Raw genomic sequence first — 14,236 nt, forward strand, 5'->3', positions numbered from 1 at the left:
ATCGAACCGGCGCCGGAGCGGCTCCTTGTGGGACGAAGGGGGCCGGCGCCTGTTTGGGGGACGATGGTCGAAACATTGCGGTGTGAAGGTCAAGTGTCGAGTCTCCCCGATGCAGCGCGTCATGACGGTCTGGTCACCCCGGCCCGCCGTTGCCCCATAGGCGTCGAGCCCGCACCGGGCGACCGGGTGCTGGCGCGGGTCTGGGCGCCCGCCTGCCGCAGCGTCAGCCTGCTGGTCGGGCCGAAAAGCGAGTCCGGGGAACGAACGGTGGCGCTGGACGCGGAGGGCGGCGGCTATTTCTCCGCGGTGGCGGAGGGAGTGCCGGTGGGCAGCCTCTACCGGTTCCGGCTGGACGACGGCCCGGCTTTCCCCGACCCGGCCTCGCGCTTCCAGCCCGACGGGCCGGAGGGGCCGTCGCAGGTCGTGGACCCGTCCGCCTTCGCCTGGACCGACGCCGGCTGGGCGGGCCGCAGCCTGCGGGGGCAGGTGGTCTACGAGATGCACATCGGCACCTTCACGCCGGAGGGCACCTGGGACGCGGCGATGCGCGAACTGGCGTCTCTGGCCGAGCTGGGGGTGACGGTTCTGGAACTCATGCCGGTGGCGGAGTTTCCAGGCCGCTTCGGCTGGGGCTATGACGGGGTGGACCTGTTCGCCCCGACCCGGCTCTACGGGGAGCCGGACGACATGCGGCGCTTCGTGGACCGCGCGCACGCGCTGGGCCTCGCGGTGATCCTGGACGTGGTCTACAACCACCTCGGTCCCAGCGGGAATTTCCTGTCCCGCTTTTCCCCGGATTACTTCACCACCCGCTACCGGAACGAGTGGGGGGACGCGATCAACTTCGACGGCCCCGGCTGCGGGCCGGTGCGGGAATTCTTCCTGGCGAACGCCGCCTTCTGGATCGACGAGTACCATCTGGACGGGCTGCGGCTGGACGCCACCCAGCAGATCTTCGACCGCTCCACCCCGCACATCATCCAGGAGATCGGGCGGGCCGTCCGCCGGGCGGCGCGCGGGCGGGCCACGCTGCTGATCGGGGAGAACGAGTCCCAGCAGGCCGCCATGGCGACGCCGGCGGAGCGGGGCGGCCATGGGCTGGACGCCCTTTGGAACGACGATTTCCACCACGCGGCCCTGGTCGCGCTGACCGGGCGGAACGAAGCCTACTACACCGACTACCGCGGCACGCCGCAGGAGCTGGTGTCCGCCGTCAGGCACGGCTTCCTCTATCAGGGGCAATGGTACCGCTGGCAGAGCCAGCGGCGGGGCACGCCGGCCTATGGCCTGCCGCGCCCGGCCTTCGTCGCCTTCCTTCAGAACCACGACCAGATCGCCAATTCCGGGCGGGGCCTGCGGGTCCACGTCCTGACCACGCCGGGGCGCTGCCGGGCGATGACGGCGCTGACCCTGCTGGGTCCGGGCACGCCGATGCTGTTCCAGGGCCAGGAGTTCGCGGCCAGCAGCCCCTTCCACTATTTCGCCGACCACGAACCGGACCTGGCCGCCAGGGTGGAGGAGGGGCGGGCGGACTTCCTGTCCCAGTTCCCCAGCCTCGCCACACCCGCCATGCGCGCCCGCCTGAAGCGTCCGCAGGACGTGGAGACCTTCCGAAGCTCCAAGCTGGACCATCGCGAACGGGAAACCCACGCGGAGGTCTGGGCGCTGCACCGCGACCTCCTGCGCCTGCGCCGCGAGGACCCGGTGTTCCGCGCGCAGGGGGACGGCGGGCTGGACGGCGCGGTGCTGGGGGAGGAGAGCTTCGTCCTCCGCTTCTTCGGCGGGGACGGGGACGACCGGCTGCTGCTGGTCAATCTGGGGCGCGACCTGCGGCTGGACATTCTGCCGGAACCGCTGCTGGCGCCCCCCCTCGGCCGGGAATGGGCGCTGCTGTGGTCCAGCGAGGACCCGCGCTACGGCGGCTGCGGGATGGCGGCGGTGGCGTTGCCGGACGGCGGCTGGCGGGTCCCCGGCCATGCGGCGGTCGTCCTGGCCCCCGCAGACGCCCCCGGAAAGACCCCCGATGAGGAGCGTGAGGGGGACGAACGCAACAGCGCGAGCGCTCAGGAGACCCATGGCTGATTTCGTCCGCAAGATCACGCGCGACGTCCTGCGATCCGCGCCGGACGCCGCGCTTTCCCGCGAATGGCTGGTCGCCAACGGGCTGGGCGGTTACGCCTCCTCCTCCCTGTCGGGGGCGGTGACGCGGCGCTACCACGGTTTGCTGGTGGCGGCGCTTCCGGCGCCGCTGGGCCGCGTGGTGATGCTGAGCCAGCTCAACGACGTGCTGATCCAGCCGGACGGCACCGAACGGCGGCTGACCGGCCACAACCCGCAGGCGGACCAATGGCCCGACCCGAACTACCCGTCGGACGCCGCCCCCTCCGGCCTCGCCGAGTTCCGGATGGAGTCGGGGCTGCCGGTCTGGCGCTACGAGTTCGGCGACGTGGTGATCGAAAAGCAGGTCGTGCTGCCGCACCTGCAGAACATCGTCCACGTCACCTACCGGGTGGTGACGGCGCCGCAGCCGATCTGCCTGAGGCTTCGCCCGGTGATGGCCTTCCGCAAGCTGGAGTCGGCGGTGGACGAGCCGCTGGCCCGCGACTACCGCGTCACCGCCCGTGGCCACGAGTATGAGATCTGGGCCGGGCCGGAACTGCCGGTGCTGCGCATGACCATCGAGGGGGCGGAGCTTCCCCTGACCCTGGACGGCGGGGCGCGGCGCGACATCGTCTATCCGGTGGAGGCGGAGCGCGGCTACGAGTCGCGCGGCTCGCTGTGGACCCCCGGCTATTTCAGCGGCCCGCTGAGCCAGGGCCAGACGCTCAGCTTCGTCGCGGCCACGGAGCCCTGGCAGCGGCTCTGGGCGCTGCCGCCCGCCGACGTGCTGCGCTTCGAGAAGGAGCGGCGGCGGCGCATCGTCGGGGCCGCGCACCCCTCGCTGCGCGACGGGCCGATGGCGGAGCTGGTTCTGTCGGCGGACAGCTTCCTGTTCGTTCCGGCGGGCCGCGTCGCCGACCAGATGCGCGCCCGCGCCGAGGGGGACGAGGTGCGCACGGTGATCGCCGGCTACCACTGGTTCACCGACTGGGGCCGCGACACCATGATCAGCCTGGAGGGGCTGACCCTGACCACCGGGCGCCACATGGAGGCCGGCTGGATCCTGCGCACCTTCGCGCACTACATCCGCGACGGGCTGATCCCCAACATGTTCCCCGACGGCAAGGACGAGGGGCTGTACCACACCGCCGACGCGACGCTGTGGTTCTTCCACGCGCTGAACCGCTATGTCCGCGCGACCGGGGACCGGCACACGCTGCGGCTGCTGCTGCCCCGGCTGGTGGATGTGATCGACCACCACCGGCGCGGCACCCGCTTCGGCATCGCCGTGGACACCGGCGACGGGCTGCTGCGCCAGGGGCGGGAGGGTTATCAGCTCACCTGGATGGACGCGAAGGTCGGAGACTGGGTGGTCACCCCGCGCCGGGGCAAGGCGGTGGAGATCAACGCGCTCTGGTACAACGCGCTGTGCCTGACCGCCGGCTGGCTGACGGAGGAGGGGGAGGCCCAGGCCGCCCGCCCCCTGGCGGAACTGGCGGAGCAGGCCCGCGCCTCCTTCAACGCGCGCTTCTGGTGCGCCGGGGCCGGGCACCTGTACGACGTGGTGGACGGGGAGCGGGGGGACGACGACGCCTGCCGGCCCAACCAGATCTTCGCCGTCTCGCTCGACAACCCGGTGCTCGACCGCGCCCGCTGGGACCCGGTGGTGGAGACGGTGCGGCAGCGGCTGCTGACCCCGGTCGGGCTGCGCTCGCTGGCGCCGGGGCACCGCGACTACAAGCCGAAGTACTTCGGCGACCTGCGCGCCCGCGACGCCGCCTATCACCAGGGCACGGTGTGGGGGTGGCTGATCGGTCCCTATGTCGAGGCGTGGCTGAAGCTGCATCCGGAGGACAAGGCCGGGGCGCGGGACCTGCTCCGCGGCTTTCTGCCGCATCTGGATCAGGCGGGGATCGGCACCATCGCCGAAATCTTCGACGCCGAACCGCCCTTCAGCCCCCGCGGCTGCATTTCGCAGGCCTGGAGCGTCGCGGAGGTGCTGCGCTGCTGGGCGGCGACGGCGGAGGACGAAACATCCTGACCCTGCCGCCGCCGCGCCCATGAAAGGCGTGGTAAGAACGCAAGACGAATCGTCATGGAATGCGTCCGGTTACTGAAAAGAAAGTTGCAATGCGGAAAAAAACGAATCGATGACGACAATTTAACCGACATGAAACCCACATTCTGTTGAAGGTTTTTGCCGCCCGTGCCTATCATCGAGGGCGGGGTGAATGGGAAGTACACGAACATGCTTCCGTGTGTTCACCCGGCCGGATGAGGACGGGAGGGCTTATGCTGACGCTGTTGTCGAAGGCTTCGCGCCCCACGGTGGACTGGGACGGGCTGAGCCGCCGGATTCTGGACCAGAGCGCCCAAGCCTGCTGGGTGGTGGACCGCGATCTGGTCACCATCGGCGTCAACCCGGCGCTGTGCGCGCTGCTCGGCTACCGGGCGGGGGAGCTGGCCGGGACCCATCTCCTGGCCTATGCGACGGAGGAGAGCCGAAGCGTCCTGGAGCGGCAGGCGGCCATCCGCGACCTCACCCCGCACCGCAGCTACGAGGTCACCCTGACGCGCTCCGACGGGACGCCGCTCCATGTGATCTTCAACGAATCGCGGCTGGACGGCGACTCCGGCCCGGACGGCGGCACGGCGGCGGGCTCCTGCATCTTCGTCACCGACATCACCCGCCGCCACGACGAGGAGGCGCAGCGCACCCTGCGGGTGGACCAGCTTGCCGACACGGTCGCGCGCATGAACCGCTTCCTGGGGCAGATCTGCCAGGAGTTGAAGGACCCGCTGAGCGCCATCCTGGGGGCCACGCAGATGATCTCGTCCGATGTGGCGTCCGATTTGGGGGGCGGCGGGGAAGGCCGGGGAACGGCGCGTCTGGGCGCCTATGCGGATCTGTGCAGCGACGCCGGGCGGCAGATGATGCGGACGATCGAGAATTTGTCGCTGTGGTCCCGCCTGCAACTGAATCAGGTTCCCCTGGACCTGCGGGCCTATGAGCTGGGCGGCCTGCTCCAGGACGTTCTGGAGGATTTGGAGCCGCGCGCCCGTGCCCGCGACATCCTGATCGTCAACCGCATCTTCGCCACCCCGGTGCTGGGCGACCTGTCCGCGCTGAACACGGTGCTGAAGCATCTGATCGAGAACGCGGTGCGCTTCTCGCCCTCGGGCAGCATCGTCATGCTGTCCGCCGCCATGGTGGACGGGCGGGTGACCGTGCGGGTCCAGGACAACGGGCTGGGCATCCCGGAGGAGCTTCAGCCCTATCTGTTCCGCATCGATCTGCACCACGCCGTACCCGGTGCCGACGGGGAGGTGGGAAGCGGCCTCGGCCTGCTGATCTGCAAGGCGCTGGTGGAGCGCATGGGCGGGAGCATCCGGGTCTACAGCAAGCCGGGCGGCGGAACCGCCGTGACGGTGACCCTGACCCAAGGGGTGTGCGCCGGCCGGTGATGCCGCCGTTCGCGCGGGTGGCCGGGCGCTCCGGCCTCGCCGCCCGGAGAGGATGCGGCGGATTCGGAGTGCCCCTTGCGGGGAATCCGAACATTCAGTTGTCAACAGGGCACAGCTCCGCGCGAAATCGCCGCATCGGGAGTCCCGCGGCAGAATCCGTTTGACAGGCGGGAGCGCTGCAACACCTCCGCAAACCGGGAAAGGCAATGTCTTTCAATGGTTTGTGTGACATGCCCAATTTTTGGGCAAATCGGGCTATGGCCTTGTGGCGCCTGCCTCGAATCGGCAAAAGCCGCGTCTTGTCAACACAGTTATCCACAGACTCTGTGGAGAGCCTACGCGGGAGGTGATGGGGGCCGCCACCGCGCCCATAACCTTTGGCGGGAGGCCCGTCCAATCAGAATAAGTACTTCAGATTTTAGGCTCCGCGCGTTTTTGCCGCTATAGTGGCCGCGCCTCATCCCGCCGTGTTGCCCCAATCCAACCGGCGCCGGATGAACAGTGACGGGAGGGGTGCCCATGCTGGATGTCTATGGGACGTCTTGCCCGGTGGCGCGTCCGCGCTGGCCGGGACGCGCGGCGACCGGTGGACCACGCGACCGCCGCCTGCAGGGATTTGCCATGCCGGCGCTGGGGGCGGCGATGCTGTCCGCTCTGATCCTCCATCTGCTGCTGACCTTCGCCTCCCATCTGGGCGGGGCCGACGTGGCGGGGGTGCTGACGGTGGCGGTGGGCATGGCCGCGGTCCTGGTGATCCTGCTTCCCTTCGCCCTGCTGTGCGTCCGTCGGGCGCAGGACGCCCTGTCCGTCGGGCGGGAGCGCCGCGGGGGGATCGTATCGCCGTAAGGTTGACGTGCCGCCGGCCGGGGAAATCACGGTTGCTTCCCCATCGTTAGTCCGCGCATAAAGTTCAGGCGCCGTGGCGATGGGCGGCGCTGATCGGCGGGGGCTGGCATGGGCTTGTTCGATTTTCTGAAAGTGACCGTCAAGGACGAGAAGAAGACCGCACCGCGCCGCGCCGGCCCGTCCAATGGATCGTCCAGCGTGATCGAGTTCGACGGCAAGAGCTTTCCGCTGGCGGCCATCAGCCACAAGGGCTTCGTGGCGACGGGCTTCGACGGGTCCCTGATCCCCAGCCAGACCGCGCGCATCACGGTGCGGGTCGACGACGCCTCCGGCAAGTTCACCTTCGCCGCCACCGTCACCATCGAGGAGGTGAAGGGCGGATCGGTGTCCGGCGCCTGGAACATGCTGCCGCCGGAGGTCGAGGCGACCATCCGCAAGTACCTGCAAATCCGCAAGCAGAAGGCTGGAAAGTAGGAAGCGCCCGGCCCGAAGCCGGCCCGGCGCCGGTCAGTTGGCGGTGCGCAGGGCCGGGCGGCTGGCGTCCATCGCCGGTCCGTTCGCCTTCACCATGGTCGGCGCCATGGCCGGCGTGGCGATCTGGTGCATCCGCTCGATCCATTCCGACAGGGTGACGAACTCGCAGCCCTTCGCGCGCATCGCGGCGATCACGCGGGGCAGGGCGGTCAGGGTGGACGGGTAGGTGGAGTGCAGCAGAAGCACGCTGCCGGTTCCCGCTTCCGTCTTCACATGCTGCACGATCCGGTCGGGGTCGCGGACCTGCCAGTCGCGGGTGTCCACGGTCCACAGCACCGGGCTCATCTTCTCCTCGCGGGCGATGGCCAGCAGGTCCGGCGTGTAGCGCCCGTAGGGCGGGCGGAACAGCACCGGGTCGGCGCCGAACCCCCGCAGGATGCGGTTGGCCTCGGCGATCTCGTGCCGCTGCGCCTCGGCGTCCATGGCGCGCAGGTCGGAGTGGGTCAGGCTGTGGTTGCCGATCTCGTGTCCGGCGGCGATGAAGTCGCGGATCACCTCGCCCTGGTTCTCCGCGACGCTGGCGACCGGGAAATAGGTGGCGGGGATCTTCTCCCGGTTCAGCACGTCCAGGATCTGGCGCGTGACCACCCGGTGCGGCCCGTCGTCGAAGGTGAGGGCGCAGAGGTTCCAGCCCTCCTCCTTCAGCGTCGCCGGCATGACGTCCAGCGCCGTGTCGGGGATCACCGCCCCCAACCGGCCCTTGCGGCGCCCGGACTTCTCGATGGCGGCCATGGTCCGTGCCGCTTCCGGCGGGTAGGTGACGGCGACGTCCGGCCTGTTGGCGTTGCCGCCGGTCCGGTCCGGTTCGGGCTTGGCGCTGTCCACCGGCACCGGCGACGGCGAGGGCGGCGGTGCGGCGTCGAGCACGAGGCAGCCGAATCCGGCACCGACCATGCGGCGGCACAGCGTTCTCACGTCCAGCCCCGCCGGGGCGATGGCCCGCAAGGCGACGCCCTCGCCCTGGCGCCGCGTGTCCAGCGGCACGACCGCCGGGCTGAGTCCGTCCGCCAGTTCGGGGGAGCGCCGGCGCAGGCTGTCCCATGCCCACCAGGCATCCCCTTCCTTCTGGAAAAGGCCGAGTTGCAGCAGCGGTTGACCGTCCGCGGCATGGGCCGCTTCGTCCGGCAGAGCGGAAAGCAACGCCGCGGCCAGCGGCAAGGCGAGAAGGGCGGAGCGGAAACGGTGGGCGCCCTCGGCGAAACGGGCCGTGAGGGGGCTTGCGACGGTGGGCCTTGCGGGGGGCGCTTCGTTCAAGATCCTGGTCCCGTCTTCGGTTCCTTGCTCGGACCGGGTCTCAAAGATGTCCCCCGGACCGTCGCATCCGTCGAATACCACCCCTTCGGGATTAATTCAAACGGCGCCGCTTTGGCCGGCGCCGCTTTGGCCAGCGTCTCCGCTTCGGCTGTTGCGGAGCGCGGAACCTTCGGCGTCCGGGCGCGGTTGACGGGAAGCGCGCCTGCTCCCCAAAGGGTGCGCCCAAGGAGGCGGGGTGCGGAACGGGAACGGAAAGGAGGCAGCCCGGATGGCGGATGATTTGGAAGGCCGGATCAGAGCGCGCGCTCACCAGATCTGGGAACGCGAGGGCCGTCCGGAGGGCCGCGCCCGGGACCACTGGGAGCTGGCCAGCGAGGAGATCGCCATCGAGGACAATTACCGCGGCACGCTGCGCCCGAACCCGGCCCGCGGTCCGGACGACACCGCCGAACGGACCGAACCGGTCGAACCGGTGCTGAGCATGGAAAGCCAGGGCGAGATGCCGGGCATCGCCGACCAGGGCGAGGAATTCCGCATTCCCGGCCAAGCCCGCGAGTCCTGAGCGCGGCCCCCCGCCGCGCTGCCCGCCTTCCCCCGTGCTTAACGAGGACATCCCATGGACACGAACCTGGAAATCGCCTTCCACAACATGGATTCCCAGCCGGAGCTGGAAGCCTACATCCGCGAACGGGCGGAGAAGACGGAGAAACTGTTCGACCGGCTGGTCGGCATGAGGGTCGCCGTGGAGGCCCAGCACCGCCAGCACAAGACCGGAAACGTCTTCGATGTCCATATCGAGCTGATGGTGCCGGGCCAGGACATCGTGGTCAGCCGCAAGCCGAACAAGGCGAAGGAGCGCTACGCCAACCCGGACGTCCGGACCTCGATCCGCGACGCCTTCGAAGCCGCGGAGCGGCAGTTGAAGGAGTACAAGGACAAGCTGCGCCGCGACGTGAAGACCCACGATCCGGAACAGCCGGGCCGGGTGGCGCAGCTCTACCCGAAGGAGGACCACGGCTTCATCACGACCAACACCGGGACGCAGCTCTACTTCCACCGGAACAGCTGCCTGAACGTGGACATGGACCAGCTCAAGACCGGCGATCCGGTGAAGTATGTGGAAACCGCGGGCGACACCGGCCCGACCGCCGCCAAGGTCTGGCGCGCCGCCGGTTCCGACACCGAACTGCACGCCACCTGAAGCAAAAGCCCCCGCGTCATGCGCGGGGGCTTTTCACGTCAGGCTCTCAGGCCCGCCGGGCCGTCGGCCCTCAGGCCCGCTGGGCCGGGGGCATCGGATCGGGCGAGCCGGGGGCGGCGGACTCCGGCGCGGCGGCGGGGGCCGTGTCCTCGTTCAGGTCGTAGATGTCCGGGTGCAGGCGGACCGCGTCGCGCTCGTCCACCGTCGCGGTCCAGTACACGAAGCGCACCGGCACCGGCTGGCTCAGCTTCACCCACTGCGGCTCCTGCCGCTCCAGCATGCGGTCCAGCCGCGCCGTCGAGATGTGCTCGCTCGCCAGCAGCGCCTCGGCCATGCCGCGGGCGTCCTCCAGGCGCACGCAGCCGGAGCTGACGGTGCGGATCTCGCGGTCGAACAGCTTCGGCTCGTTGGTGCCGTGCAGATAGATGTTGTAGGGGTTGGTCAGGTTGAAGCGGAACCGGCCCAGCGCGTTGTGGTCGCCCGGTTGCTGGACGATGCGGACACGGCGCGGCGACACGTTGTGCCAGTCCACGATGGCCGGCTCCACCGGCTCCCCGTCCAGATAGACCACCGCGTTCGCGATGCCCGGCGAGCCCTTGGCCCGCAGCAGCGGCAGCTTGTCCTCCTTCAGGACGGTGGGGGGCACGGTCCAGGTGGGGTTCACGATGACGTGGGTGATCCGGTCCTGAAGCATCGGCGTTTCGCGTGACGGGCGTCCGACGATGGAGCGCATGGTCAGCGCCTCCTGCCCGTCGCGGACCAGCGTGGTGGTCTGGCTGGGCAGGTTCACCAGGATCACGGTGTCCGGTGCGGTGTCGCGGAAGGCGCGCATCGACATGGCGCTGCGCCGCATCTGGGTGGCCGCCTCCTGCGGGCTGCGGTCCAGCGCCACCCGCGTGCCGCCGCCGACCAGCCCATCCACCTTCATGCGCTGGCTGAACTGGAAAGCGCGCACGGCGGTGTCCACGCCGTCATCGAACAGGTCGCCGTGCCGAGCCCGGTCGAGGAAGCCCAGCTCCGCCAGCCGCTGCGTCAGCCGCTCCACGCGCTCGCCGCTGCTGCCTTTCTTCAGGAGGGGGCCGGACCCGATGCGGGCGATGGGACGGTCCGGTTCCGTTTCCAGGACCGCGGCGGCGGCGTCCAGCCGGTCGGCCCAGCCGGTCAGCGTGTCGCGGTAGGAGACGGTCTGGGCGGTGGCCGTGCCGGCCAGGACGGACAGCGCCAGCGTCAGCGCGGCCAGGATCGGTGCCGGGCGTCGCCGTTGGTTGTTGAGCGTCCGAAGTGCCTGCATGGTCCGTCCTTGCCTGGCGGGGGCCGATCCCCGTCCTTCCAATCGAATGTAGTACGCCAACCCCCACCCGGCGAGGCGAGGGCATGCTGTCGCGGGGTCGGGAAATCGGCGTACGGCCGTCCGGCCAGGAACCGCCCGCCGCGCCGCGCCGGCGCCGGAGGCCGATTTGTGACCGATTCGGGCCATTTTCGGGTTGATCCCGGTCAAGCCCTAGCCTATAGGGATATACGTTCGGTATGACCACAATATTTTGGTCTTAATTCGAGCAATCCATAGGGGTCGCCCGGCGATGGAACGGCGCGGCCCGATCACCAAAATGCATTTAGGGAGTGATGCTTTTGGGGACTGACGACCGTGCCGCGCCGATGAACGGGCGCGAGACCGGCCGCCGTGGGTTTCTGACCTTCGCCGCCGCGACCCTGACCGCCCTGGCCGTTCCGGCCCTGGTGCCCGCCGCCCCGGCCCTTGCGGCCCCCCTCGCCGGTGGCGTGCGCCGATTGTCTCTCCACAACGTCAACACCGACGAGCGTTTCAGCGGCGTCTACTGGGCCGATGGCGCTTACCGTCCGGACGCGCTGAAGAAGCTGGACGTGCTGCTGCGCGACCACCGCGCCAAGCAGGTCGGCCATTTCGACCCGCGCCTGTTCGACGTGCTGGCCCGGCTGCACCGGACGCTGGACAGCGACGAACCCTTCCGCGTCATCTGCGGCTACCGGTCCCGCCGGACCAACGCCATGGCCCGCCGCCGGTCCCGCGGGGTCGCGAAGGAGAGCTATCACACCCGCGGCATGGCCATCGACGTGATGCTGCCGGACGTGGAGTTGAAGGCCATCGCCTCCGCCGCCCGCGGCTTGGAGGCCGGGGGGGTCGGCTTCTACCCGCGCAGCGGCTTCGTGCACATCGACACCGGCCCGGTCCGGACCTGGTGAATCCCAGGCCCGGTGCGGGGCCAAACCATCGTTCGAGCCATCGTTACCGTCGTCATAGACTGAGTTGCCGTATCCCCCGGTCCGGGCGCCTGCCCTGTCGGTAGGGGACCCGGAACCATAGGCCGACGCGCCGGTTGCTCCGGTCGGAACTCTCCGAACGAGCAACACGAGAAGGCGACGAAGGCGATGTTCTGCAAACACGATCTGGAACGGCTCCTGGCCGTCGACGCCGCGCCGGCGGTGTCCATCTTCCTGCCCACCCACATCGCCGGGCGCGACATCCGCCAGGACGTGATCCGGCTGCGGAACCTGATCTCGAAGGCCCAGGACGAGCTGTGCGAAAAGCACGGCCTGCGCCGGCCCGACGCGGAGGCGTTCCTGAAGCCGGCGTCCGACCTGCTGGAGCAGGGCGAGTTCTGGCGCCACATGGACCGCGGTCTGGCTGTCTTCCTGGCCAGGGGCGTGTCGGCCATTCACCGCGTGCCGGTGGAACTGCCGGAGGAGGTGACCATCAATTCCCGCTTCACGCTGCGGCCCCTGCTGCCGTTGCTGGCGGATGACGGGACCTTCATGATCCTGGCCGTCACCGCCGGGCGGGCCCGCCTCTTCTCCGCGACCCGCAACGGCATCGCGGAAGAGGACGCGGACCTGCCGCGGGGGGTGGCGGACATCGACGCCGAAACCGACTACGACCAGAACAACCGGCACTCCGCGCCGCCCGCCCGCCACGCCGACCGCACGGACCGGGGCGGCATCTCCATGGTCAAGACGCACAGCTTCGGCGACGACCCGGAGGAGCTGCGCAAGGCTCATCTGATCGACTATGTCGGGCGGGTCGGCGCCCGCGCGCGCGATCATCTGAAGCCCTTCCACGGCCCGCTCGTCGTGGTCGCCGACGAGGAGATCCAGGGGCTCCTGCGCAAGGACACGCATCTGCACGGCCTGATGCAGGGCGGCGTCGTGACGAACCCCGACGCGCTGGAGGCGGAGGAACTGCGCCGCCGGGCCTATGCGGTGGTCAAGCCGATGTTCGAGTCGACCCGCCGGACGGCGGTGGAGCGCTTCAACGCCCTCTATGGCGACCGCAGCACGGCGGAGCGCACGACGACCCGGGCCGAAGAGGTGATGGTGGCGGCCCGCGAAGGGCGGGTCGGTGTCCTGCTGGTGGCCGAGAACGACAAGGTTTGGGGGCATTTCCGGGAGGATTATCACCGGGCCTTCCCCCTGCATCATGAGGCGGACGGCGCCATCGACCTCGTCGAGCATGCCGCCACGGAAACGCTGCTGCGGGGCGGGGAGGTGCATGTGGTGAGCAAGGCGGATTTGCCGTCCGGCGCCTCGGCCGCGGCGATCCTGCGCTTCTGAACCCGGCTTTTCTGAAGGCATCAAAATCGGCGGGGCGGCGTCCGGGGGGCGTCGCCCCGACGTCGTTCAGGCCGTCAGTTGGAAGCCTTGTTCGGCTTTCCGGCGGGCGGTTTCCCGGCCCGGTAGATGTCCGCCGGGTCCCAGACGGCGCCATGACGCCGCCGCTTGCCCGTTCCGGTGCTTTCGGCCTTCACGCGGTGCTTGACGGCCTTCGCCACGACCTTGCCGTGTCCCATGCCGTCGGAGGGGGCCGCGGTTCTCGACGGGACCGGGACGGCCAGCGCGATTCCGGCCCCGTGAAAGGCGCCCGGCAGAACGGCGTCGGGCGAGGGGGTGTCCTCCTCGTCCCGCGCGTCGCGGAGGTGCGGTGACAGGGAGCTGAGAAGCGAGAGCAGTTCGTCGCCCACGTCCTCCGGAGCGGCCCGCCAGAGGCGCAGCATCCGCGCCTCGCGGCGGCTGATGGCGCCGTCGCCGATCCGTGCTCCATCCGCGGCGGGCGCCTTTCCCGTCGCGGCCTGCGGGTCGTCGTAGCAATCGAAGAAGAAGCTGACCGGAACGTCCAGTACCTGTCCCAGGCGGTAAAGCGTTCCGGCGGAAATGCGGTTCGAGCCGCGTTCGTATTTCTGGACCTGCTGAAACGTCAGCCCAATGGCCTCACCCAGCTTTTCCTGGCTCATGCCAAGCAAAGTGCGGCGCATGCGGACGCGCTGCCCCACATGTGCATCGACCGACCAGGATTCGGGCGAGCCGCGTCGCCCCCTTTTGCGCACCACTGGTTCGCTCATGGACCTGGAACTCCAATGCTTACGAATAAATATGTAGGATTTGAGTATGTTGACCGGATTGTTCACACAGGCTTTGGCGTCAGGCAAGCGGAATCTCTGAAATTACTGCGCCGGAACCATGATTTGGATACACATAGTGGAGTATGGGTTTGAAATACGGGTTTTCAGGCGTCTTTCCGGTGCACGGATGATGAAGGCGCTGATTGCGGTGCTCCGCCCGCATCGCGCGTGCCGGTTGCGGCGTCCGGCGCCGTCGTGGCGTGGGAACAAATGGAATGTTGTCTCGCCGTTATGATATTTAATATTTCAAATTGTGGCGATCTGATCCGGCGGGGCGGTGTGGAAACACTTTGATAATCAAATTCGGATAGGTCGCATGGAATAGAATTCGCGCCACAGGCCGCGCCGGGCCGGTGGTGCCGGGCCGGCGGGGCCGGTTGGCGGCGATGGTCGGCGGTGACGGTCC

At 69.2% G+C, this 14,236-nt stretch carries 11 protein-coding genes and 1 pseudogene; 9 read left to right on the plus strand and 3 right to left on the minus strand.

All coding sequences use genetic code 11. The annotated features are described in order from the left end of the window. Positions 1–93: 93 nt before the first annotated feature. The 5 genes from treZ to QSG27_RS02575 all read left to right on the plus strand — a co-directional run bounded on the left by treZ (position 94) and on the right by QSG27_RS02575 (position 6,885). Positions 94–2,082 carry a malto-oligosyltrehalose trehalohydrolase gene (gene treZ, locus QSG27_RS02555; protein ID WP_306703581.1) on the plus strand — a complete coding sequence of 663 codons (1,989 nt, stop codon included), beginning with the start codon at positions 94–96 and terminating at the stop codon, positions 2,080–2,082. After that, positions 2,075–4,141, plus strand: coding sequence for an amylo-alpha-1,6-glucosidase (locus QSG27_RS02560; RefSeq protein WP_306703582.1), 2,067 nt, complete (start codon positions 2,075–2,077; stop codon positions 4,139–4,141). The genes treZ and QSG27_RS02560 overlap by 8 nt, the downstream gene beginning before the upstream one ends. 251 nt (positions 4,142–4,392) lie before the next feature. Further along, complete coding sequence (locus QSG27_RS02565; protein ID WP_306703583.1) at positions 4,393–5,565, plus strand: PAS domain-containing sensor histidine kinase; 1,173 nt, start codon at positions 4,393–4,395, stop codon at positions 5,563–5,565. Positions 5,566–6,084: 519 nt separating this feature from the next. Then, positions 6,085–6,411: a hypothetical protein gene (locus QSG27_RS02570; RefSeq protein ID WP_306703584.1), complete on the plus strand. Its 327-nt coding sequence runs from the start codon at positions 6,085–6,087 to the stop codon at positions 6,409–6,411. Between the two features lie 108 nt (positions 6,412–6,519). Then, the gene (locus QSG27_RS02575) at positions 6,520–6,885 is read left to right on the plus strand and encodes a hypothetical protein (RefSeq protein ID WP_306703585.1); all 366 of its coding nucleotides are present in this window, start codon (positions 6,520–6,522) and stop codon (positions 6,883–6,885) included. A 33-nt stretch (positions 6,886–6,918) separates the two neighbouring features. Here QSG27_RS02575 and QSG27_RS02580 read toward each other — a convergent pair whose 3' ends face one another. After that, entirely contained in the window at positions 6,919–8,199 is a 1,281-nt protein-coding gene (locus QSG27_RS02580; RefSeq protein WP_306703586.1) for a polysaccharide deacetylase family protein, read from the minus strand. 268 nt (positions 8,200–8,467) lie between these two features. On the opposite strand from QSG27_RS02580, the gene QSG27_RS02585 reads away from it, so the two are divergent. Together QSG27_RS02585 and QSG27_RS02590 are read left to right on the plus strand one after the other, a co-directional pair. After that, complete coding sequence (locus QSG27_RS02585) at positions 8,468–8,761, plus strand: DUF2934 domain-containing protein (protein ID WP_306703587.1); 294 nt, start codon at positions 8,468–8,470, stop codon at positions 8,759–8,761. A gap of 54 nt (positions 8,762–8,815) precedes the next feature. After that, complete coding sequence (locus QSG27_RS02590; protein WP_306703588.1) at positions 8,816–9,400, plus strand: HPF/RaiA family ribosome-associated protein; 585 nt, start codon at positions 8,816–8,818, stop codon at positions 9,398–9,400. Between the two features lie 70 nt (positions 9,401–9,470). Here QSG27_RS02590 and QSG27_RS02595 read toward each other — a convergent pair whose 3' ends face one another. Next, a complete protein-coding gene (locus QSG27_RS02595) occupies positions 9,471–10,691 on the minus strand; it encodes a L,D-transpeptidase family protein (RefSeq protein WP_306703589.1) in 1,221 nt (406 codons plus the stop codon). A gap of 332 nt (positions 10,692–11,023) precedes the next feature. On the opposite strand from QSG27_RS02595, the gene QSG27_RS02600 reads away from it, so the two are divergent. Together QSG27_RS02600 and QSG27_RS02605 are read left to right on the plus strand one after the other, a co-directional pair. Next, positions 11,024–11,620, plus strand: a complete 597-nt coding sequence (locus QSG27_RS02600; protein ID WP_306703590.1) for a DUF882 domain-containing protein — start codon at positions 11,024–11,026, stop codon at positions 11,618–11,620. 186 nt (positions 11,621–11,806) lie between these two features. Next, the gene (locus QSG27_RS02605) at positions 11,807–12,985 is read left to right on the plus strand and encodes a baeRF3 domain-containing protein (RefSeq protein WP_306703591.1); all 1,179 of its coding nucleotides are present in this window, start codon (positions 11,807–11,809) and stop codon (positions 12,983–12,985) included. 520 nt (positions 12,986–13,505) lie between these two features. On the opposite strand, the pseudogene QSG27_RS02610 reads toward QSG27_RS02605, so the two are convergent. Beyond that, positions 13,506–13,770 (minus strand): annotated as a pseudogene (locus QSG27_RS02610) (helix-turn-helix domain-containing protein); the annotation flags it as partial. Positions 13,771–14,236: the final 466 nt, after the last annotated feature.

The organism is Azospirillum isscasi (assembly GCF_030849505.1).
Classification (GTDB): domain Bacteria; phylum Pseudomonadota; class Alphaproteobacteria; order Azospirillales; family Azospirillaceae; genus Azospirillum; species Azospirillum isscasi.